Raw genomic sequence first — 20,527 nt, 5'->3', positions numbered from 1 at the left:
TTTGACTGAAAGACGGTGCGTTTCCGTTTGAGGTAAAAAGTACGGTAACAATACTGATAACAACGTGTTAAATCGTAGCGCTTAAAACTGCCTGTTCGCGAAAAGAGTTCCGCTTTTCACTGCTATCGCGTTCCCGTTTTAGCGCAAAATATTATTTTGTCATTACCCTCTCGACAGCGTCTTTTTCTTCAGGTTATTTTCTAAGCACGCCACACGGGTGGCAGCGTCGCTCGGACGGTCCGGGCGCTAACGTGACTCTGAGGAATCTATGGCTGAATTCAGTCCTGAACGCCGTTTTACGCGTATCGATCGTCTCCCCCCTTATGTTTTCAACATCACTGCTGAACTGAAAATGGCTGCGCGTCGGCGCGGCGAAGACATTATCGATTTCAGTATGGGTAACCCTGACGGCCCAACGCCGCCGCATATCGTTGAGAAACTCTGCACCGTTGCCCAGCGTCCTGATACCCACGGGTACTCGACCTCACGCGGTATTCCCCGGTTACGTCGGGCGATCTCTCGCTGGTATCAGGATCGTTATCAGGTGGATATCAATCCCGAAAGTGAAGCGATCGTGACCATTGGCTCGAAAGAGGGGCTGGCCCACCTGATGCTGGCGACGCTGGATCACGGCGATACCGTCCTGGTGCCGAACCCGAGCTACCCTATTCATATTTATGGGGCGGTGATTGCCGGCGCGCAGGTTCGTTCTGTTCCGCTGGTGGAAGGCGTCGACTTCTTTAACGAGCTGGAACGGGCGATTCGTGAAAGCTATCCAAAGCCGAAAATGATGATCCTCGGCTTCCCGTCTAACCCAACGGCACAATGCGTTGAACTCGAATTCTTTGAGAAAGTGGTTGCACTGGCTAAGCGTTACGACGTGCTGGTGGTACACGATCTCGCCTATGCCGATATCGTTTATGATGGCTGGAAAGCGCCGTCCATTATGCAGGTACCGGGTGCCCGTGATGTGGCGGTTGAGTTTTTCACGCTCTCGAAAAGCTACAACATGGCGGGCTGGCGAATTGGATTTATGGTCGGGAACAAAACGCTGGTGAGCGCCCTGGCACGTATTAAAAGCTACCATGACTATGGCACCTTTACGCCATTACAGGTCGCGGCCATCGCGGCGCTGGAAGGGGATCAGCAGTGCGTACTTGATATTGCCGCCCAGTACAAACGCCGCCGTGATGTGCTGGTCAAAGGGCTTCACGAAGCGGGCTGGATGGTGGAAATGCCTAAAGCTTCCATGTACGTCTGGGCGAAAATCCCCGAGCCGTATGCGGCGATGGGATCGCTGGAATTTGCCAAAAAACTGCTTCAGGACGCGAAGGTGTGCGTCTCTCCGGGCATCGGCTTTGGTGACTACGGTGATACGCACGTGCGTTTCGCGCTGATCGAAAACAGCGACCGTATCCGTCAGGCAGTGCGGGGGATCAAAAGCATGTTCCGCGCGGATGGTTTGCTCGCAGCGAAGAGCGTTACGGAACAAGCTGAGTCTTAACGGACACCTAAAAAAACAGGCGCCAACGGCGCCTGTTTTTTTGACTGCATTTTCTTAACTAGATCATCAGAGCAAACGTTCCGGCCCAAACTAAAACAATAACCGAAATGCCCATAAAGAAATATTTCACGTTTCATCGCTCCGCGTATCTTCCGGTACGCATTAAAAAAACAGAGTCCAACTGAGTATAGAGAGTTGAAATCATGCGAAAGGGGAAATCGGATTTATCCCGTTCCGTCGCTAACTTCAGCCCTGAATTCTGTGCTTTCCTGTCGCCAGACGGCGCTAATGTACGCCTAAAATTCAGGAGTGACAAGAGGCATTTTTTTAAATAATTTCCTATACTTACGAGTGTCGTGGAACGGCGACAGTTTGATTTCAGTACGCAATAAATGCGTATTGAGCGACGGTTGAAAGAAACCGTTACGCACGGCGATGACAGGTGTTTGAAAAGGTTAGTTTCTTAGCGAAACTAACCTTCGGAAGGGTTCAGATATAGAGTGAGGCTTCGCCCAGTGGGCGGGTTTTGAAGCGGCGGTGCATCCACAGATACTGCTCAGGTGCACGCATAATCTCAAACTCAATCACCTTATTGATAAAGGTAGCGGCTTCACTTTCGTCTTCAGGATAGTTCGCCATTTCTGGGGAAATGTGCAGACGATAGCCTGACTTATCGGCTTTTCGGACCATGGTAACCGTTAACATCGCGGCGCCTGACAGACGTGAAATCACAAAGGTACCGTTTGTCGTAGCGACATCTTTAACCGCGAAGAAAGGGGCAAAGCTACTGCCTTTAGGACCGTAATCCTGATCCGGGGCAAACCAGACGGCTTCACCTTTTTTCAGGGCGCCCACCATACCGCGCAGATTGTTACGGCTGATCATCGCCTTGTTGGAGCGCATGCGACCCCGCGTTTGTACCCATTCCATCAGCGCACTGTTGTGCGGGCGATAGGTTGCCATCATCGGCTGACAGAGACCCATAACGCGGCCGCCCAGCTCAAGGGACATAAAATGTACGCCAACAACCATCACGCCGCGCTTTTGCAGCTGGGCACGCTTCAGGTTATCCAGACCTTCCACGTCGAACCATTTACGGACGCGTTCGTCTGACCAGAACCAGGCCATACCGGTTTCAAGCAGCGCCATACCGATAGATTTGAAATTTTCCGCAATCAGCGTTTCGCGCTGCTGCGCATTGTAATGCGGAAAGCAAAGTTCGAGATTTTTACGTGCAATGGACTCACGACGTTTGAGGAAGTGACGCGATGCGCTGCCGAGCTTCGAACCCAGAAAACGAATCACAGGATAAGGGAGTTGGACCAGTAGCCAAAGTACGCCAAGGCCGAACCATGTAAACCAGTAGCGCGGATGCAGAAACGCCCGCTGAAATTTGGATTGAGACAAAATAGTGGAACCTTTGTAAAGCCTGTGAAGGTAGCGCAGACTTCGCGATACCACGTGCCATTAAGACCGTAGGACGAGGTCATGGTTGCAGGCTTTACCGTTCTTTACGACGTTGCCTGGCCATTGCTGACTTGGGTGGGCGGCATAATGTAGCACCGTTATACAATATGAGCTATCACTCGTTTTTGCTTAAAAAAGCGACAATTGCGGAGTGGGTTGATTTTGCTATTGTTAAATCTGCGTTCCCGCATGACTCCTTAAGGAGCAGATCATGGAAACCTACCTGCAAACGGTGAAAGAAGAGTGGGTGAAGCTGATTAATGAGACCGATCCCGACGTGCATCGCCTTGCGACTGAGCTTGCCAGGGACAACGCATCGCCGCTGGTTGCTGAATTTTATCGTGTGGTGCTGGCGGACCCTTCGGTGGCTGAATTCCTGACGACCGAACAGGTGGAAAGGCAGCTTCAGGAGGCGCTTCGTCGCTGGCTTATTGATGTGCTCTCATGCCGGGTGGAGCAGGTTGAAGAGCAGATGCGGGCGCAGCAGCGCGCTGCGGATGTTCATGCCCGTATTGGTATTTCGGTTGATTTGGTCGAAATGGGCTTTCGTGTGCTGAAAAAGCTGCTGTTACCCGTCATTACTACCAGCGCCCATACGCCCGAGGTGAAGCTGCATATTTATCACTACGCGATAAACAGTATCGATCTGGCCATGGAAGTGATGTCGCGGGCCTATGTTTTTAGCGAGAACAATGCGGCGAAGGAAGATGAGAATTACCGCATCTTTTCCTTAATGGAGAACGCAGAAGAGGAGAAGGAAAGACAGACCGCGGCGTTACTGTCATGGGAAATGGTGCTGCTGTATAAAATCACCCTTAATTCCAGTATCGGCAACAGTCTTCCGCTGGGTCAGTCTGAATTTGGACTGTGGTTTAGCCATAAAGGTCGCCACTATTTCAGCGGGATCGCTGAGGCCGGGCATATCTCTCGTCTGATTCAGGAATTTGATGACCTTTTTAACGAGGTCCGTCTGTCAGGGCAGGATCTGAATGATAAAGTGCACCGGGATAAATTCTTGCAGCGAATGCGTAATACCCTCTCGCAAATCATCACCCTGCTGCGCGAGCTATTTGATGAAGTTTCGCGGCACGAGGTGGGGGTGGATGTCCTGACCCGTCTGTTGAACCGCCGTTTCCTGCCAACCATCTTCAAACGCGAAATCCTGCACGCCACCCGGGCCGGGACAATGCTCTCAACGCTGCTGATTGATGTCGACAAATTTAAACAAATCAATGATACCTGGGGACACAATACCGGGGACGAGATCCTGCGAAAAGTTTCCGGCGCGTTCTACGACAACGTGCGAACCTGCGATTACGTTTTTCGCTACGGCGGGGATGAGTTCCTGATTGTGCTGACGGAAATCTCGGAAGTGGATACGCTGCGTATTGCCGAGCGCATTCGCAAACGGGTGGAAAAAATCAAGGTTAACTCCCCAACCGGCGAGATTATCCCGCTCTCACTCTCGATAGGCGCTGCGATGTTTAACGGTCATCCTGATTACGAACGGTTGATTCAGGCTGCGGATGAAGCCTTATACGGCGCGAAACGGCGTGGCCGGAACTGCGTGGAGCTTTGGAAGGGGGCATAAGGAAAAACGGAAGTGTCCCCTGCAGGAATCGAACCTGCAACTAGCCCTTAGGAGGGGCTCGTTATATCCATTTAACTAAGGGGACGAAGCGGCAAGAGTATAACGTTATTTACACTTTTCGTTAAGCGCATTGCCGCCTGACTGGTCAAAGAGTCACCGTTCACGCCGATTTTTCGGCTGTTTTATCCTTTTTTTCCTGAGCCTTAAGCTCGGCCTTACGCTTGTTGGACATGTCGTTACGGATTTGCGCATGGCTCAGCAGCGCAAAGATAAAGGTTCCGCCACAAATGTTGCCTGCGAGGGTAGGCAGGGCGAACGGCCAGAAAAAGTCGCTCCAGTGGAGGGTGCCGTTAAACACCAGATAAAGGATTTCTACGGTCCCGACAACGATGTGCGTGGTATCCGCGAGTGCGATAAGCCAGGTCATCAGGATAATCACGACGATTTTCGCGCTGCCCGCTGACGGGAACATCCAGACCATAGTGGCGATGATCCAGCCGGAGATAATGGCATTAGAGAACATTTCAACCGGCGTGTTTTTCATCACATCCATCCCAATCTTCACGAATGCGTCACGGGTCGGTTCATCAAATATGGGCATATACTCGAAGGCCCAGGCGGCTACGCCCGTACCGATGAGGTTCCCCAGCAGCACAACGCTCCACAGGCGCATCAGTAAGCCAAAATTTCCGAGGGTGGGGTTTTGCATGACCGGCAGTACGGCGGTAACGGTGTTCTCGGTAAAAAGCTGCTGCCGCGCCATAATGACGATGATAAAGCCGAACGTGTAGCCTAAATTTTCGAGCAGAAACCCGCCCGGCACGCCTTCCAGCTGCACGTGAAATATCCCTTTGGCAAGCAGCGATGCGCCCATCGACAGACCGGCTGCGATGGCTGACCACAGCAGGGCCATCGCGTCACGCTCCATCTCCTTTTCGCCATCCTGGCGAATATGTTCATGAATCGCCATGGCGCGCGACGGCAGGCGATCCTCATCGACTTCTATCTCTTCGCCCCGGTCTTTCTCCTCGCTCTCAATCTCAGGTTCTTCATTGTTCTCGCCAATTTTTTCTTCGTTAATGTCTTTCATAACTGCTCCTTCGGGGTTATCGCTCATTTAAGCGTAGCGGCTTTTAGCGCCTTGCCCGTGGGGAAGCTCTTAAATTGCAGAAAATGGCAATAAAGGTGAGACATCTCTTTCAAAGCCAATATAAAATTGCCGGCGAAACGAATTCTTAAAGACAGGCTATGCTGAAATTAGCGTGATGACGCGAGCGGGTCGTCATTGTCCTCGTAGACATCGGTAAGCGTGCTGTTACAATCACTTGCACGTTTCAGGCGGAGCGTCACCTGCTCCGTTACAGATGGCATTCAACGATAGCCATATTGAACAGGGAGAAATATATGAAACTTCGGCTGTCGGCGCTTGCGCTGGGCGTGACGATGCTTGTGGGCTGCGCCAGCTCTGGCGAGCAAACCGGACGCTCCGATCCTCTCGAAGGATTTAACCGTTCAATGTACAGCTTTAACTATAATGTGCTGGATCCGTACCTGGTTCGTCCGGTTGCCGTGGCATGGCGTGACTACGTTCCGCAGCCAGCGCGAAACGGGCTGAGCAACTTTACCAGTAACCTCGAAGAGCCAGCGGTGATGGTGAACTATTTCCTCCAGGGCGACCCGTATCAGGGGATGGTGCATTTCACCCGCTTCTTCCTGAACTCCCTGCTGGGCATGGGCGGCTTAATTGATGTCGCAGGCATGGCGAACCCGAAACTACAGCGTGAACAGCCGCACCGTTTCGGCAGTACGCTGGGGCATTATGGCGTAGGTTATGGTCCGTATGTGCATCTGCCGTTCTACGGCAGCTTCACCGTGCGTGACGATGGCGGCGACATGGTGGATACGCTGTATCCGGTGTTGTCATGGCTCACCTGGCCGCTGTCGATTGGTAAATGGACCGTGGAAGGGATTGAAACACGTGCGCAACTGCTGGACTCAGACGGTCTGCTGCGTCAGTCTTCGGATCCGTACATTATGGTGCGTGAGGCCTACTTCCAGAACCACGACTTTATTGCCAACGGCGGTAAGCTGAAGCCGGAAGATAATCCGAACGCGAAAGCCATTGAGAACGAATTAAAAGATATTGATTCGGAATAAATAAAAAAGGTGAGCGATGCTCACCTTTTTTAATCGTGTTGGGATTAGAACGCGTAGTTGAAGTTGGTACCGAACAGCCACGCTTTACCTTCAGAGGTAAACTCGTAAGGGCCTTCCTGGAAGGTCACTTTCTGACCGTGCATATAAGAGACGCCCGCGTCGATGGACGCATTCTCGTTAAACGCATAAGTTGCACCCGCACTCAGCCAGAAGCGGTCCTGATCCGGAATGGAGATAGAACGTTTATCTGCCGGGACCGGGCTGTCATCAAACGCGATACCGGTACGGAACGTCCAGTTGTCATCCATATAGTAGGTCGTACCCAGCGCCAGACGGTATGCGTCGTGGAAGCTCTCGTCCTTATAGAACAGCGTCTGGCCGTTGCTGCCGGTGGCTTTCAGCTCCTGGAACTGGCTCCAGCTGGTATACGCGAGGCTATAGTGAATTGCCCACTGCGGCGCAACGCGGTTGTAACCAGACACTTCCCACATTTCAGGCAGATGCAGCGACAGTGAACCCGGTACGGTTTGATTCGAGGTACCCCATGGAATGGTGGTGCCTGCGCCCGGAACCATACCGTTGACTGGGCTCAGGATGCCGCTTTTGTAATCGCCATCGAAATCAATTTTCACTTCTGAGCGATAGGTCAGACCCCAGCGGTTGTTTTTATCCAGTTCATACAGGATCCCGGCGTTCCAGCCGTAGCCCCATTCATCACCTTTCAGGCTGGCGATTTTGTTGCTGTTTTTCGGCAGCGCAGCGGTTTGCTCGCCGGTGTAACGCTCGATTTTTGCGTCGGCGTAAACGGCATTAAAGCCCAGACCGAAGCTCCAGCTATCGTTCAGACGATAGGCGCCGCTCAGGTTGAGGTTCAGGGTGGTCAGGTCGGTTTTACCGCCGTATTCCCCGGCCGGATAGTCGTTGTTGAATTCCGTCGCCAGGCCATAGTTAGAGGTAACAGAAGCCCCCCAACCAAACTGTTCGTTAATCGGGGCAACAAAGTGCAGGTTAGGCACCCACGCCGTTGGCGCAATGTTATCCGCCTTCAGATCCGCGCCGGTGAACTGTGATTTGCCAGAAATGTTGACATCAGGATCGATGTAAACCGCACCGGCAGAGAAGGTAGGGCGATCGAACATCATGATCAGCGCCGGGTTACGGCTTGCGTTGCCTGCGTCATCGGCAATCGCACCTTCCCCGGAATACGCACGGCCAAGGCCAGAGGAAGAAAATTCGTTTAACTGGAAGCCCGCTGACCAGGCGGACGTTGAGACGATTGCCACTGCAACTGCTAAAGCAGTTTGTTTGAACAGGGTTTTCTGGCTCATGACCATAACCTCATTGAGTTATTTTTATTCAATAATTGTTACATACCGTAACAGGAGCGCGAAGTGTAGGGTCTGAGGTATGACTTACAAATCAGACCAGTGGCGAGAGTATAGGTCTGACCAGCTGGGATGTTGCAAGTTTGTTTATTAATATTTTCAGATATGTTTCTTGAAACGAGATCTGGTTGGCAAAATTGTGACCAGTGCGAATCATCTGAAAAGGTGAATTTTGTTTTAGATCATTTTTTAGTGTGATATTGCTCACTTATCCGATTTTGCGCCATTAACGGCTGGAGGGGGCTCGTCCGGGGGCGTAAAATAGTCGCATCGTGTTTATCTCGCGCGTTGCGCGAATACAGAGGAAATTGAGCTATGAGTAAATGCAGTGCTGATGAAACCCCGGTTTGCTGCTGTATGGATGTTGGCACCATCATGGACAACACCGATTGCACCGCCTCTTACAGCCGCGTCTTCAGCAATCGCGCTGAAGCGGAAGAAACGCTGGCGGCGCTGACCCAGCGCGCGCGCGAAGTGGAATCCGATCCGTGCGAAATCAAATCTACCTTCACGGAAGTGGACGGCGGCGTACAGCTGGATATCGACTTCGTGTTCGCCTGCGAAGCTGAAACGCTGATTTTCCAGCTGGGCCTGCGTTAATTCCTGCGGTCTGGTGCCCTCACCCCAACCTTCTCCCACGGGAGAGGGCGCAAACACTAAAAACGGTAACCCACGGGTTACCGTTTTGCTTTTACCCTGGGCATTTTCTTTTTCTTCTCTGTGCCTTAGCTCGCAATTTTTCGCTTCCCCGATTGGCTCAATGTAAAAAAATAGTTAACACTATTATCAGGTCAGACCACTTAATGTGCGCGCAAAATTTTTTTACAGGGGAGTGTTATGAGTCAGGCATTACCGCTTATCACCCGACACGGTGACCGCATTGCCATTGTCAGCGGGTTACGTACGCCGTTTGCGCGTCAGGCAACCGCGTTTCACGGTATACCGGCTGTCGATCTGGGAAAAATGGTCGTGGGGGAGATGCTGGCTCGCAGCGAGATCCCGCCAGAGGTTATTGAGCAGCTGGTTTTCGGCCAGGTCGTGCAAATGCCGGAAGCGCCCAATATTGCGCGTGAAATCGTCCTGGGCACCGGCATGAACGTTCACACCGACGCCTACAGCGTCAGCCGCGCCTGCGCCACCAGTTTTCAGGCGGTGGCGAACGTGGCTGAAAGCCTGATGGCGGGAACCATCCGCGCAGGGATCGCCGGAGGCGCGGATTCCTCCTCCGTGCTGCCCATCGGCGTCAGCAAACGGCTAGCCCGCATCCTGGTGGATGCCAACAAAGCCCGGACCACCGGTGCGAAGCTCAAACTCTTCTCGCGTTTACGCCTGCGCGACCTCATGCCCGTGCCCCCTGCCGTTGCGGAATACTCCACCGGCCTGCGTATGGGCGACACTGCCGAGCAGATGGCAAAAACCTACGGTATTACCCGCGAGCAGCAGGACGCGCTGGCGCATCGCTCGCATCAGCTTGCAGCGAAAGCCTGGTCAGAAGGCAAACTGGCCGACGAAGTGATGACTGCCTACGTGCCGCCTTACCGCGAACCGCTTTCAGAAGATAACAACATCCGCGGCACCTCCACGCTGGCGGATTACGCCAAACTGCGCCCGGCGTTTGACCGTAAGCACGGTACGGTCACTGCTGCTAACAGTACGCCACTGACGGACGGCGCCGCCGCCGTGATCCTGATGACGGAATCCCGGGCGAAAGAGCTGGGCATTACGCCGCTGGGCTATTTGCGCAGCTACGCCTTTACCGCCATCGATGTCTGGCAGGACATGCTGCTCGGTCCGGCCTGGTCCACGCCGCTGGCGCTGGATCGCGCAGGGCTGACGCTCTCCGATCTCACGCTGATTGATATGCACGAAGCCTTTGCCGCCCAAACGCTGGCAAACGTGCAGCTTATGGCGAGCGAGCACTTTGCCCGCGACGTGCTGGGCCGCGCGCATGCCACAGGCGAAGTCGATCAGAGTAAATTCAACGTGCTGGGTGGCTCCATCGCCTACGGTCATCCGTTTGCGGCGACAGGGGCGCGAATGATAACCCAGACGTTGCACGAGCTGCGTCGACGTGGCGGCGGTTTTGGTCTCGTCACCGCCTGTGCGGCGGGCGGTCTGGGTGCAGCAATGGTTCTGGAGGCTGAATAATGGAAACGACATCTGCATTTAACCTGGCCGTTCGCCTCGATAACGTGGCCGTTATTACCATTGATGTGCCCGACGAAAAGATGAATACCCTGAAGGCCGAGTTTAGCGTTCAGGTGCGCGCGATGCTCAGACAGATCCGCGAAAACAAAGCGATACGCGGACTGGTATTTATCTCGGCAAAGCCGGATAACTTCATCGCCGGGGCCGATATCAATATGATTGCCCGCGCTGCAAGCGCTCAGGAGGCAGAAGATCTGGCGCGTCAGGGTCAGCAGGTGATGGCGGAGATCCATGCGCTGTCGATACCCGTTGTCGCCGCAATTCATGGAGCCTGCCTGGGCGGCGGGCTTGAGCTGGCTCTGGCCTGCCACAGCCGCATTTGCACCGACGATGCGAAAACCGTACTCGGACTGCCGGAGGTACAGCTTGGTTTGCTGCCAGGCTCGGGTGGAACGCAGCGCCTGCCGCGTCTGGTGGGCGTCAGCACGGCGCTGGAGATGATCTTAACCGGTAAACAGCTGCGCGCCCGTCAGGCCCTCAAGGCGGGTCTGGTTGATGAAGTCGTTCCGCACGCCATCCTGCTTGACGCTGCCGTTGAACGGGCGCTGAAGGGGCGTCAGGCGAAACGCCCCCTGCCGGTGCGCGAGCGCATCCTTGCCGGGCCGCTGGGACGCGCGCTGCTGTTCAGGATGGTTGATAAAAAAACCGAGCAAAAAACCAGAGGAAACTATCCGGCAACGAAGCGCATTCTGGAGGTGATTGAAACCGGTTTATCGCAGGGCAGCAGCAGCGGCTATGCCGCAGAAGCGAAGGCGTTTGGCGAACTGGCGATGACGCCGCAATCGCAGGCGCTGCGCAGCATTTTCTTTGCCAGCACGGAGGTCAAAAAAGATCCGGGCAGCGAAGCTGAACCGGCTCCGTTGCGCGCCATTGGCGTTCTGGGCGGCGGGCTGATGGGTGGCGGCATCGCGTTTGTCACCGCCAGCAAAGGCAAATTGCCCGTACGTATTAAAGATATCAATCCTAAGGGCATCAACCACGCGTTGCAGTACAGCTGGCAGAATCTCGATCGCAAAGTGAAACGCCGCCATATTAAGGCCAGCGAGCGCGATAAAACCCTCGCGACGATCACGGGCACCACCGACTACAGCGGGTTCGCACACCGCGATCTGGTGATTGAAGCCGTGTTCGAAGATCTGGCCCTTAAGCAACAGATGGTGGCGGACGTTGAGCAGCATTGCGCGCCGCACACCATTTTTGCTTCAAACACCTCCTCTTTGCCGATTGGCGACATCGCGGCGAAAGCCGCGCGCCCGGAGCAGGTGATAGGGCTGCACTTTTTTAGCCCGGTCGAAAAAATGCCGCTGGTGGAGGTGATCCCGCATGCCACCACCAGCCCGCAAACTATTGCCACCGTGGTGAAGCTGGCGAAAAAACAGGGCAAAACACCCATTGTGGTCGCGGACAAAGCGGGCTTCTACGTCAACCGTATTCTGGCACCGTACATTAACGAAGCGATGCGGCTGCTGACGGAAGGGGAGAAAATTGAGCACGTCGATGATGCCCTGGTGAAGTTTGGTTTCCCCGTTGGCCCAATCCAGCTTTTGGATGAGGTAGGGATTGATACGGGGACTAAAATTATCCCTGTGCTGGAAACGGCTTATGGCGATCGTTTTGCGCCGCCTGCAAACTTTGTTTCTGCAATTTTGAAGGACGATCGCAAAGGCAGAAAAAATGAACGCGGTTTCTATCTTTACGCTGCGAAAGGGCGTAAAAGCAAGAAACAGGTCGACCCTTCGGTTTATGCGCTTATTCCCGTCACGGGGCAGGGAAAACTGTCGGCGGTTCAGTGTGCTGAGCGCTGCGTAATGATGATGCTCAATGAAGCGGCGCGCTGCTTTGGCGAGCAGGTGATCAAAAGCGCGCGCGACGGTGACATCGGCGCCGTGTTTGGCATCGGTTTCCCGCCATTCCTTGGCGGCCCGTTCCGGTACATGGATAACCTCGGGGCGGGTGAAGTGGTTGCGATCCTGCAACGTCTGGCCTCGCAATACGGTCCACGGTTTACACCTTGTGACGAATTATTGCAGATGGCGGAACGGGGCCAGACATTCTGGCCCGCAAGGGAAACTGATTGCGTAAACTAAAGTCAAAGAAGGGTAAATCCTGAGGTAATGGAACCTGTTCTGGCGAAATTGTAAACAGAGATTGACTATACTTACGCCATTGAGGTAAAAAACAGCGTTTCATTCACCGAATGGATCAGGCACAATGCCCGGCCATCGGGTTTTCTACCTCAGAGCATTAATCGCGGGTAGTTAACGCCGGTGATTCTGGTTAACAAAAGCGGTGCAATATGCAAGTTTTTATCATGCGTCACGGCGACGCGGCACTTGATGCCGCCAGTGACTCAGTACGTCCTTTAACCGTCTGTGGCTGCGACGAATCCCGTCAGATGGCAACATGGCTTAAAGGTCAAAAAGTGGACATTGAACGCGTTCTGGTGAGTCCGTTCCTGCGGGCAGAGCAGACGCTGGATGTGGTAGGGGAGTGTATGAACCTGCCCGCCAGCGTGGACGTTCTTCCTGAACTCACGCCGTGCGGCGATGTTGGCCTTGTCAGCGCTTACCTTCAGGCGCTGTGCAATGAAGGTGTTGCTTCCGCACTGGTCATTTCCCACCTGCCGCTGGTCGGCTATCTGGTATCTGAGCTGTGCCCGGGCGAAACGCCACCGATGTTCACAACGTCCGCCATTGCCAACGTCACCCTCGACGAAACCGGCAAAGGGGTCTTTAACTGGCAAATGAGTCCATGCAACCTGAAGATGGCAAAAGCCATCTGACGTGACGTGCGATATGGCGGGGTGCATTGTGCTTCCCGCCATCCTGTCAGGGTAACTCTGGCGGCTGCCACTCCTCAACTTCAATCAACACCAGCAATGCGGCATCTCCGCCGTACTCTTTCGGTGCCTGATGAAAAGCCATCACGTGTGGATGCTGAGCCAGCCACAGCGGCGTCTGTTGTTTGAGAATATGTTTGCCGTGACCGTGCATCACGCAGGCGCAAAAAACATGCTCGCGTCGGCACGCCGCGATCAACGCCCCCAGCTCCTGCTTCGCCTGCATCTGCGTCAGCCCGTGCAGATCGAGAAACAGCTCCGGCGAATAATCGCCCCGGCGCAGCTTCTTCAGCTCAAAATGGCTGACGTCCTCGCGCACGTACTTCACGGCCCCCTGCGTATTGAGCAGCGGCTGGAATTCATCTGAAAAATAGTGGCTGTTATCGGCCTGCTCCTGGAGCAGACGTTTGACCGGAACCTCGCTGATTTTTTTACGCTGCGGGCGATGGACAATGGTGTCCTGCGTGATTTTACGCGTCCCGGTCATCAGCTGACGGAAGAGAGCCTGATCCTCCTCGCTGAGCGGTGTTTTCTTTTTCATTCGTCATTCTCATCTCGTATTTCCGATAGTGTACCCGACTAAACGCATTTTTTAACCTCAAGCGGTACGCGTCATTGCTGATTTATCCCTGTCTTCATGGCAAACTAGCCGCCGAAAATTATGCGAGCATGCCCTGGAGGAAAGAGTGGATAAAATTTTTGTCGATGAAGCAGTAAACGAGCTGCATACCATACAGGACATGTTGCGCTGGTCGGTTAGCCGCTTCAGCGCCGCCAATATCTGGTACGGTCACGGCACCGATAACCCGTGGGATGAGGCCGTCCAGCTGGTGCTGCCATCACTCTATCTGCCGCTGGATATTCCGGAAGACATGCGCACCGCGCGCCTGACTTCCAGCGAAAAACACCGCATCGTTGAGCGCGTGATCCGCCGCGTGAACGAGCGCATTCCGGTGGCTTACCTGACCAACAAAGCCTGGTTCTGCGGCCACGAGTTCTATGTTGATGAGCGTGTGCTGGTGCCGCGCTCGCCGATTGGTGAGCTGATCAACAACCACTTCGACGGCCTGATCGCGCACCAGCCGCAGCACATTCTCGATATGTGCACCGGCAGCGGCTGCATCGCCATTGCCTGCGCCTACGCTTTCCCTGAAGCGGAAGTCGACGCCGTCGATATCTCTACCGACGCGCTGGCCGTTACCGAACACAACATTGAAGAGCACGGCCTGATCCATCACGTCACGCCTATCCGCTCTGACCTGTTCCGCGACCTGCCGACGCTGCAATACGACCTGATCGTCACCAATCCGCCGTACGTGGATGCAGAAGACATGTCCGATCTGCCGAACGAGTACCGTCACGAGCCGGAGCTGGGCCTGGCGTCAGGCTCTGACGGCCTGAAGCTGACCCGCCGCATCCTGGCGTGTGCGCCGGATTATCTGACCGACGACGGCGTTCTGATTTGTGAAGTGGGCAACAGCATGGTACATCTGATAGAGCAGTACCCGGATGTGCCGTTCACCTGGCTTGAGTTCGACAACGGCGGTGACGGCGTCTTTATGCTGACCAAAGCACAGCTGCTTGATGCGCGCGAATACTTCAGCATTTACAAAGATTAATCCAGCGGGCTTCGGCCCGTTTCACAACGCTCAAACACAAACAACAACATCGGAGCCGTGATGGCAGGAAACAGTATTGGACAGGTATTCCGTGTGACCACCTTTGGCGAGTCGCACGGTCTGGCACTGGGTTGTATCGTTGATGGCGTCCCGCCAGGCATCGAACTGACCGAAGCCGATTTGCAGCATGACCTCGATCGTCGTCGTCCGGGTACCTCTCGCTACACCACGCAACGTCGCGAGCCGGACCAGGTCAAAATTCTCTCCGGCGTATTTGAGGGCCGTACCACCGGCACCAGCATCGGACTGCTGATTGAAAACACCGATCAGCGCTCTCAGGACTACGGCGCGATCAAAGACGTTTTCCGTCCTGGCCATGCCGATTACACCTACGAGCAAAAATATGGCTTCCGCGACTATCGCGGCGGCGGCCGGTCTTCCGCACGTGAAACCGCGATGCGCGTAGCGGCAGGGGCGATTGCCAAAAAATATCTCCAGCAGAAATTCGGCATTGTTATCCGCGGCTGTCTGACCCAGATGGGCGACATTCCGCTGGCAATCAAAGACTGGGATCAGGTCGAGCTTAACCCGTTCTTCTGCGCCGATGCCGACAAGCTGGACGCGCTGGACGAACTGATGCGCGGCCTGAAAAAAGAGGGTGACTCTATTGGCGCGAAAGTCACCGTGGTAGCCGACGGCGTGCCGGCTGGCTGGGGCGAGCCGGTATTTGACCGCCTCGACGCCGACATCGCCCACGCGCTGATGAGCATTAACGCGGTGAAAGGCGTCGAAATCGGCGACGGTTTTGACGTGGTTCAGCTTCGCGGCAGCCAGAACCGTGATGAAATCACGAAAGACGGTTTCCAGAGCAACCATGCGGGCGGCATTCTGGGCGGCATCAGCAGCGGTCAGCAGATTATGGCCAATATCGCGTTGAAGCCAACGTCCAGTATTACCGTACCGGGCCACACGATTAACCGCGCTGGCGAAGACGTTGAGATGATCACCAAAGGGCGACACGATCCGTGCGTCGGGATCCGCGCGGTGCCGATCGCAGAAGCGATGCTGGCGATCGTGCTGATGGATCACTTCCTGCGTCAGCGCGCGCAGAATGCGGATGTGTCGACCACCATTCCACGCTGGTAACTATGAAAAAAACCGCAATCGCTCTGCTGGCGCTGCTTGCCAGTGGAGCCAGTCTGGCCGCCACGCCGTGGCAGAAAATCACCCACCCGGTGGCGGGTAGCGCGCAGTCTATCGGCGCGTTTTCTAACGGCTGTATCGTCGGCGCGCAGGAACTTCCGCTGCAATCGAATACCTATCAGGTGATGCGCACCGACCAGCGCCGTTATTTCGGCCATCCTGACCTGGTGCTGTTTATTCAGCGTCTTGGCAATCAGGTACATAACCTGGGGCTGGGCACGATGCTGATTGGCGATATGGGAATGCCTGCCGGTGGCCGCTTTAACGGCGGACACGCCAGCCACCAGACCGGACTGGATGTGGATATTTTCCTGCAACTGCCGAAAACACGCTGGAGTTCAGCGCAGCTGCTGAAGCCGCAGGCGCTGGATCTGGTGTCGGCCGACGGCAAACGGGTCGTTGCTTCGCGCTGGTCACCGGAAATTTCCAGCATGATCAAGCTGGCGGCAGAAGATAATGACGTCACGCGGATCTTTGTTAACCCGGCCATCAAGCAGCAGCTCTGCCTGGATGCGGGAACGGATCGCGACTGGCTGCGCAAAGTGCGCCCGTGGTTCCAGCACCGGGCACATATGCATGTTCGTCTGCGCTGCCCGGCGAACAGCCTGGAATGTGAAGATCAGCCGCTCCCGCCGCCTGGCGACGGTTGCGGTTACGAACTGCAAAGCTGGTTTGAACCGGCCAAGCCTGGAACCTCTAAGCCTGAGAAGAAGACACCGCCTCCGTTGCCGCCTTCCTGCCAGGCGCTACTGGATGAGCATGTACTTTAATGGATAATTTCGTCGATCTGTTCATGGTGTCACCGCTGCTGCTGGCGGTGCTCTTTTTTGTTGCGATGTTAGCCGGATTTATCGATGCCCTTGCGGGCGGTGGCGGCTTGCTCACCGTTCCGGCGCTGCTGGCGGCAGGCATGAGTCCTGCCCAGGCACTCGCCACCAATAAACTCCAGGCGTGCGGCGGCTCTCTTTCCTCTTCGCTCTATTTTGTTCGCCGCAAGGTGGTGAATCTCGCCGATCAGAAGCTCAATATCCTGATGACGTTTATTGGCTCGACGGCGGGTGCCTTGCTGGTACAGCACGTGCAGTCCGACATTCTTCGCCAGATCCTGCCGATTCTGGTTATCTGCATCGGTCTGTATTTCCTGCTGATGCCTAAGCTCGGCGAGGAAGACCGGGCGCGGCGGCTGCACGGCCTGCCGTTTGCGCTGATTGCCGGTGGCTGCGTCGGCTTTTACGACGGCTTCTTTGGCCCGGGGGCTGGCTCGTTTTACGCGCTGGCGTTCGTGACGCTGGCCGGCTTTAACCTCGCCAAATCCACCGCCCACGCCAAAGTCCTCAACGCGACCTCCAACGTTGGCGGCCTGCTGCTGTTTATCATTGGCGGCAAGGTTATCTGGGCAACCGGGTTTGTGATGATGGCAGGGCAGTTTTTGGGCGCGCGCGCAGGCTCGCGTCTGGTATTAAGCAAAGGGCAAAAGCTAATCCGCCCGATGATTGTTGTCGTCTCGGCGGTGATGAGCGCCAAACTTCTTTATGACAGCCATGGACAGGAGATCCTCACCTGGTTGGGGATGAACTAATGAACAGTACGCATAAATACGAACAGCTGATTGAGATCTTCGATAGCTGTTTTGCTGATGATTTTAATACCCGTCTGATTAAAGGCGACGACGAACCGATCTATCTTCCTGCTGATGACGAGGTTCCGTACAACCGCATCGTTTTTGCCCACGGCTTTTACGCCAGCGGTTTGCACGAGATTTCGCACTGGTGCATCGCGGGGAAAGCGCGTCGCGAGCTGGTGGACTTCGGTTACTGGTACTGCCCGGACGGGCGCGACGCCGCCACCCAGGGGCGGTTCGAAGATGTGGAGGTGAAACCGCAGGCGCTGGAGTGGCTGTTCTGCGTGGCGGCGGGTTTCCCGTTCAACGTGAGCTGTGACAACCTTGAAGGCGACTTCGAGCCAGACCGTATCGTCTTCCAGCGCCGCGTGCATGCGCAGGTGATGGAGTATCTTGAGAAGGGCATCCCGGAACGTCCGGCGCGCCTGATCGAGGCTTTACAGAATTATTACCACACGCCGGAGATCACGGCGGAATGCTTCCCGTGGCCGGAAGATTTATAACAGAGGAAAGAAGATGATCGCAGAATTTGAATCACGCATTCTGGCGTTAATTGATGACATGGTGGAACACGCCAGTGATGATGAGCTGTTCGCCAGCGGTTATCTGCGTGGTCACCTGACGCTGGCGGTAGCCGAGCTGGAAGCAGGTGACGATCACTCTGCCGACGCCGTTCACGCTGAAGTCACGCGCAGCCTGGAAAAAGCCATTCTGGCCGGGGAGCTCTCTCCGCGCGACCAGTCTTTAGTGCTGGGCATGTGGGACAATTTATTCCAGCAGGCTAAACGCTAAGCCGCCGCCTTCTCTTCCCTCTCCCCTTTGGGGAGAGGGTCAGGGTGAGGGGATTCGACCGCACCCTACTTAACCATTTTCCCCTTCAGCAGTTTCCTTACCCACAACCGGTTCGGATTCAGCCCCGCGAGCGTAACCCTGTCCAGCGGAACCGGCTCATCGCTCATTTGCGCAGCCAGCACCTCTGCCAGCAGCGGCGCGGAGCATAATCCCCGCGAGCCTAAACCACCCAGCATAAACAGTTCAGGATAAACCGGCGCACTCACCGCCGTTTCTTTGTTGTCTGCCAGATCCTGATAGAGTTCAAGCGTGGCTTCATAGTCCGGCACGCTTCCCGCCATCGGCAGGTGATCGCGGGTCGCGCAGCGTACGCCGCAGCGCGCTTCGCCCTCGCTGACGTCAACCTCTTTCGCCCACGACGCATCCGGGAAACAGTCGATCAGGCGCTGGCGGTTTTGCTGCTGATCTGCTTCGCTGTACTGCATGTCCGTTTCACCGCGATGGTAGCTGGCGCCAATGCAGTGATGGCCGTTGGACGGATTTTGCGGCGTCAGGTAGCCGTCGTAACACAGCACCTGGCGCAGCTTGCTCAGCGCGGGCGCGGCAGGAATATGGCTCACCTGGCCGCCGACAGGATAAACCGGCAGCGTCTCGGTCTGGGTAAACTGATTGATGTTATGCCCGTTGGCCAGCACCACGCTGGCATGCTGCGCCTCGTTGCCGTCAGCAAAATGCAGCGTCCAGTGCGCTGTGCGGCTAAGCGATTCAACCCTGTGGGCATAATGTACCGTCAAGCCGCGCGACTGCCCGAGAGCAATCGCCGCAGAAGTCAGTTCAGCCGGGCACAGCCAGCCGCCGCGTGGATACTGAATCCCGCCGCAGCCGGTGTCGACGCCCGCGGTCTCAGAAACCTGCTGCGCCGTGACGGCATGGGCGATGGCCTCCGGCAGACCCAGCGACAGCATTTGTGTGATTTTCTGCTGGCTTTTCTCGTCCCAGCCGAGCTGCGTCACGCCGCACCAGTCGTGGTCAAACGCAACCGGCAGGCTATCGTAAAGGCGACGAGCAAACGTAAACGCCGCCGGGAAGAACTGGAACAGCGCCGGATCGTGTGAACTTAACAAAGGATAAAGTGCGCCCTGGCGGTTGCCTGATGCACCCGTCGCCGGCGCCTCGTCAGCGCAATAGAGCGTCACCTGCCAGCCCCGGTGCAGCAGCGCCAGCGAGAGCAGGGCGCTGGCAATACCGCCGCCCACAATGGCGACCTCACGCGACGCACTGGGGCGGCGAGCAAACCAGGGTGCCTGTGCCGGGATCGCCAGATCCTGCTCCATCACCCCGACCAGCATGTCGCGTTTGCGGCCAAAGCCTTTGGTTTTCCGCATGGTAAATCCCGCCTCCTGCAACCCACGGCGGACGAAGCCCGCCGAGGTGAAGGTGGCAAGCGTCGCGCCGGGACGTGCCAGCCGCGCCATGGCGTTGAACAGATGCTGGCTCCACATGTCCGGGTTTTTGGCGGGCGCAAAACCGTCCAGGAACCAGGCTTCCACCTTCTGATTCATCGAGTCGTCGAGCTTATCGGTCAGGTCGTTAATGTCGCCCAGCCACAGGTCGAGCGTGACCCGTCCATCGTCCAGAATCAGACGATGACAGCCACCGATGTGAGGCGGCCACTGTGCCTGAAGCTGTTCCGCCCAGCGGGCAAGCTCCGGCCAGTGCTGATGGGCAAGGCGCAGATCGTGCGCGGTAAGCGGAAATTTTTCGAAACTGATGAAATGTAATCTTTGTAGGGTAGCCTCGGGGTGTGCAGCGCGAAATCGATCGAACGCCTGCCAGAGAGTCAGAAAATTCAGCCCGGTTCCGAAACCGCTCTCCGCCACAACGAACAGACTGCGCGGATGCTTAGGGAAGCGGGTGCCGAGATGATTTCCGTCGAGGAAAACATAGCGCGTCTCTTCCAGTCCGTTATCATTAGAAAAGTAGACGTCATCAAAATCTCGGGAAACAGGTGTACCCTCAGCGTTGAATTCGAGGTTGGCAGGTTGTATGGCGTTTTGTTTCACGTAAGTTACTCGTCCGACAGGCAGTGGCACGATCTTAACGATGTGAGCCTGTCGGTGCAAATTTCCACAGAAAATCGC

General features: G+C 55.6%; 19 protein-coding genes and 1 tRNA gene. 13 read left to right on the top strand and 7 right to left on the bottom strand.

Features of this window, described 5'->3' with window-relative positions; translation table 11 throughout:
* The first annotated feature begins 268 nt into the window (after positions 1 to 268).
* Positions 269 to 1,504: an alanine transaminase gene (gene alaC / locus IM300_RS05265; protein ID WP_193035593.1), complete on the top strand. Its 1,236-nt coding sequence runs from the start codon at positions 269 to 271 to the stop codon at positions 1,502 to 1,504.
* Between the two features lie 58 nt (positions 1,505 to 1,562).
* Here alaC and ypdK read toward each other — a convergent pair whose 3' ends face one another.
* Together ypdK and lpxP are read right to left on the bottom strand one after the other, a co-directional pair.
* The gene (gene ypdK / locus IM300_RS22790) at positions 1,563 to 1,634 is read right to left on the bottom strand and encodes a membrane protein YpdK (RefSeq protein ID WP_099458937.1); all 72 of its coding nucleotides are present in this window, start codon (positions 1,632 to 1,634) and stop codon (positions 1,563 to 1,565) included.
* A gap of 359 nt (positions 1,635 to 1,993) precedes the next feature.
* Positions 1,994 to 2,914: a kdo(2)-lipid IV(A) palmitoleoyltransferase gene (gene lpxP, locus IM300_RS05255; RefSeq protein ID WP_167349523.1), complete on the bottom strand. Its 921-nt coding sequence runs from the start codon at positions 2,912 to 2,914 to the stop codon at positions 1,994 to 1,996.
* Between the two features lie 268 nt (positions 2,915 to 3,182).
* Between lpxP and IM300_RS05250 the strand changes: the two genes are divergently transcribed.
* Positions 3,183 to 4,562 carry a diguanylate cyclase gene (locus IM300_RS05250; RefSeq protein ID WP_107533443.1) on the top strand — a complete coding sequence of 460 codons (1,380 nt, stop codon included), beginning with the start codon at positions 3,183 to 3,185 and terminating at the stop codon, positions 4,560 to 4,562.
* Positions 4,563 to 4,575: 13 nt separating this feature from the next.
* On the opposite strand, the gene IM300_RS05245 is transcribed toward IM300_RS05250, so the two are convergent.
* Together IM300_RS05245 and IM300_RS05240 are read right to left on the bottom strand one after the other, a co-directional pair.
* A tRNA-Arg gene (locus IM300_RS05245) sits at positions 4,576 to 4,647 on the bottom strand.
* A 75-nt stretch (positions 4,648 to 4,722) separates the two neighbouring features.
* Positions 4,723 to 5,652, bottom strand: a complete 930-nt coding sequence (locus IM300_RS05240) for a formate/nitrite transporter family protein (protein WP_063868143.1) — start codon at positions 5,650 to 5,652, stop codon at positions 4,723 to 4,725.
* Positions 5,653 to 5,966: 314 nt separating this feature from the next.
* Here IM300_RS05240 and mlaA point away from each other — a divergent pair, with 314 nt between their 5' ends.
* On the top strand, positions 5,967 to 6,719 hold the full coding sequence (mlaA, locus tag IM300_RS05235; protein WP_003861365.1) for a phospholipid-binding lipoprotein MlaA: 753 nt from the start codon (positions 5,967 to 5,969) through the stop codon (positions 6,717 to 6,719).
* 44 nt (positions 6,720 to 6,763) lie between these two features.
* Here the strand turns inward: mlaA and fadL are convergent, their stop codons facing one another.
* Complete coding sequence (gene fadL / locus IM300_RS05230; RefSeq protein ID WP_063868145.1) at positions 6,764 to 8,047, bottom strand: long-chain fatty acid transporter FadL; 1,284 nt, start codon at positions 8,045 to 8,047, stop codon at positions 6,764 to 6,766.
* A 372-nt stretch (positions 8,048 to 8,419) separates the two neighbouring features.
* On the opposite strand from fadL, the gene IM300_RS05225 reads away from it, so the two are divergent.
* From IM300_RS05225 to sixA, 4 genes are all read left to right on the top strand, one after another.
* Complete coding sequence (locus IM300_RS05225; RefSeq protein ID WP_063868147.1) at positions 8,420 to 8,704, top strand: YfcZ/YiiS family protein; 285 nt, start codon at positions 8,420 to 8,422, stop codon at positions 8,702 to 8,704.
* Positions 8,705 to 8,941: 237 nt separating this feature from the next.
* A complete protein-coding gene (fadI, locus tag IM300_RS05220) occupies positions 8,942 to 10,252 on the top strand; it encodes an acetyl-CoA C-acyltransferase FadI (protein ID WP_112791588.1) in 1,311 nt (436 codons plus the stop codon).
* The gene (gene fadJ / locus IM300_RS05215) at positions 10,252 to 12,399 is read left to right on the top strand and encodes a fatty acid oxidation complex subunit alpha FadJ (protein ID WP_193035591.1); all 2,148 of its coding nucleotides are present in this window, start codon (positions 10,252 to 10,254) and stop codon (positions 12,397 to 12,399) included. The genes fadI and fadJ overlap by 1 nt, the downstream gene beginning before the upstream one ends.
* A 209-nt stretch (positions 12,400 to 12,608) precedes the next feature.
* Positions 12,609 to 13,094, top strand: a complete 486-nt coding sequence (sixA, locus tag IM300_RS05210; RefSeq protein ID WP_063868153.1) for a phosphohistidine phosphatase SixA — start codon at positions 12,609 to 12,611, stop codon at positions 13,092 to 13,094.
* A 46-nt stretch (positions 13,095 to 13,140) separates the two neighbouring features.
* On the opposite strand, the gene smrB is transcribed toward sixA, so the two are convergent.
* Complete coding sequence (gene smrB, locus IM300_RS05205; protein ID WP_063450427.1) at positions 13,141 to 13,692, bottom strand: endonuclease SmrB; 552 nt, start codon at positions 13,690 to 13,692, stop codon at positions 13,141 to 13,143.
* 145 nt (positions 13,693 to 13,837) lie between these two features.
* Between smrB and prmB the strand changes: the two genes are divergently transcribed.
* From prmB to IM300_RS05175, 6 genes are read left to right on the top strand one after another with little or no spacing between them, the layout of a single operon-like run.
* Positions 13,838 to 14,770, top strand: a complete 933-nt coding sequence (gene prmB / locus IM300_RS05200; protein ID WP_063450426.1) for a 50S ribosomal protein L3 N(5)-glutamine methyltransferase — start codon at positions 13,838 to 13,840, stop codon at positions 14,768 to 14,770.
* Positions 14,771 to 14,830: 60 nt separating this feature from the next.
* Positions 14,831 to 15,916: a chorismate synthase gene (gene aroC, locus IM300_RS05195; protein WP_193035589.1), complete on the top strand. Its 1,086-nt coding sequence runs from the start codon at positions 14,831 to 14,833 to the stop codon at positions 15,914 to 15,916.
* 2 nt (positions 15,917 to 15,918) lie between these two features.
* Positions 15,919 to 16,743 carry a penicillin-insensitive murein endopeptidase gene (mepA, locus tag IM300_RS05190; RefSeq protein ID WP_193033403.1) on the top strand — a complete coding sequence of 275 codons (825 nt, stop codon included), beginning with the start codon at positions 15,919 to 15,921 and terminating at the stop codon, positions 16,741 to 16,743.
* Positions 16,743 to 17,552: a sulfite exporter TauE/SafE family protein gene (locus IM300_RS05185; RefSeq protein ID WP_022648863.1), complete on the top strand. Its 810-nt coding sequence runs from the start codon at positions 16,743 to 16,745 to the stop codon at positions 17,550 to 17,552. The genes mepA and IM300_RS05185 overlap by 1 nt, the downstream gene beginning before the upstream one ends.
* Positions 17,552 to 18,097: an elongation factor P hydroxylase gene (locus tag IM300_RS05180; protein WP_063868156.1), complete on the top strand. Its 546-nt coding sequence runs from the start codon at positions 17,552 to 17,554 to the stop codon at positions 18,095 to 18,097. The genes IM300_RS05185 and IM300_RS05180 overlap by 1 nt, the downstream gene beginning before the upstream one ends.
* 13 nt (positions 18,098 to 18,110) lie before the next feature.
* Entirely contained in the window at positions 18,111 to 18,386 is a 276-nt protein-coding gene (locus tag IM300_RS05175; RefSeq protein WP_028013966.1) for a YfcL family protein, read from the top strand.
* Between the two features lie 65 nt (positions 18,387 to 18,451).
* Here IM300_RS05175 and mnmC read toward each other — a convergent pair whose 3' ends face one another.
* Positions 18,452 to 20,449, bottom strand: a complete 1,998-nt coding sequence (gene mnmC / locus IM300_RS05170) for a bifunctional tRNA (5-methylaminomethyl-2-thiouridine)(34)-methyltransferase MnmD/FAD-dependent 5-carboxymethylaminomethyl-2-thiouridine(34) oxidoreductase MnmC (protein WP_193035581.1) — start codon at positions 20,447 to 20,449, stop codon at positions 18,452 to 18,454.
* Positions 20,450 to 20,527: the final 78 nt, after the last annotated feature.

Source organism: Enterobacter cloacae complex sp. I2 (assembly GCF_014896205.1).
In the GTDB taxonomy this organism is placed as follows: Bacteria; Pseudomonadota; Gammaproteobacteria; order Enterobacterales; family Enterobacteriaceae; genus Enterobacter; species Enterobacter quasihormaechei.
The sequence above is the reverse complement of the archived record's forward strand: the minus strand, read 5'-3'. Positions and strand labels throughout refer to the sequence as shown.

What these genes read in the sequence shown, in the direction of transcription:
- fadL (WP_063868145.1), bottom strand. Translation starts at nt 8,047, where the DNA reads ATGAGCCAGAAAACCCTGTTCAAACAAACTGCTTTAGCAGTTGCAGTG.
- mepA (WP_193033403.1), top strand. Translation starts at nt 15,919, where the DNA reads ATGAAAAAAACCGCAATCGCTCTGCTGGCGCTGCTTGCCAGTGGAGCC.
- sixA (WP_063868153.1), top strand. Translation starts at nt 12,609, where the DNA reads ATGCAAGTTTTTATCATGCGTCACGGCGACGCGGCACTTGATGCCGCC.
- mlaA (WP_003861365.1), top strand. Translation starts at nt 5,967, where the DNA reads ATGAAACTTCGGCTGTCGGCGCTTGCGCTGGGCGTGACGATGCTTGTG.
- aroC (WP_193035589.1), top strand. Translation starts at nt 14,831, where the DNA reads ATGGCAGGAAACAGTATTGGACAGGTATTCCGTGTGACCACCTTTGGC.
- alaC (WP_193035593.1), top strand. Translation starts at nt 269, where the DNA reads ATGGCTGAATTCAGTCCTGAACGCCGTTTTACGCGTATCGATCGTCTC.
- IM300_RS05225 (WP_063868147.1), top strand. Translation starts at nt 8,420, where the DNA reads ATGAGTAAATGCAGTGCTGATGAAACCCCGGTTTGCTGCTGTATGGAT.
- IM300_RS05175 (WP_028013966.1), top strand. Translation starts at nt 18,111, where the DNA reads ATGATCGCAGAATTTGAATCACGCATTCTGGCGTTAATTGATGACATG.
- IM300_RS05240 (WP_063868143.1), bottom strand. Translation starts at nt 5,652, where the DNA reads ATGAAAGACATTAACGAAGAAAAAATTGGCGAGAACAATGAAGAACCT.
- fadI (WP_112791588.1), top strand. Translation starts at nt 8,942, where the DNA reads ATGAGTCAGGCATTACCGCTTATCACCCGACACGGTGACCGCATTGCC.
- IM300_RS05250 (WP_107533443.1), top strand. Translation starts at nt 3,183, where the DNA reads ATGGAAACCTACCTGCAAACGGTGAAAGAAGAGTGGGTGAAGCTGATT.
- IM300_RS05180 (WP_063868156.1), top strand. Translation starts at nt 17,552, where the DNA reads ATGAACAGTACGCATAAATACGAACAGCTGATTGAGATCTTCGATAGC.
- fadJ (WP_193035591.1), top strand. Translation starts at nt 10,252, where the DNA reads ATGGAAACGACATCTGCATTTAACCTGGCCGTTCGCCTCGATAACGTG.
- smrB (WP_063450427.1), bottom strand. Translation starts at nt 13,692, where the DNA reads ATGAAAAAGAAAACACCGCTCAGCGAGGAGGATCAGGCTCTCTTCCGT.
- IM300_RS05185 (WP_022648863.1), top strand. Translation starts at nt 16,743, where the DNA reads ATGGATAATTTCGTCGATCTGTTCATGGTGTCACCGCTGCTGCTGGCG.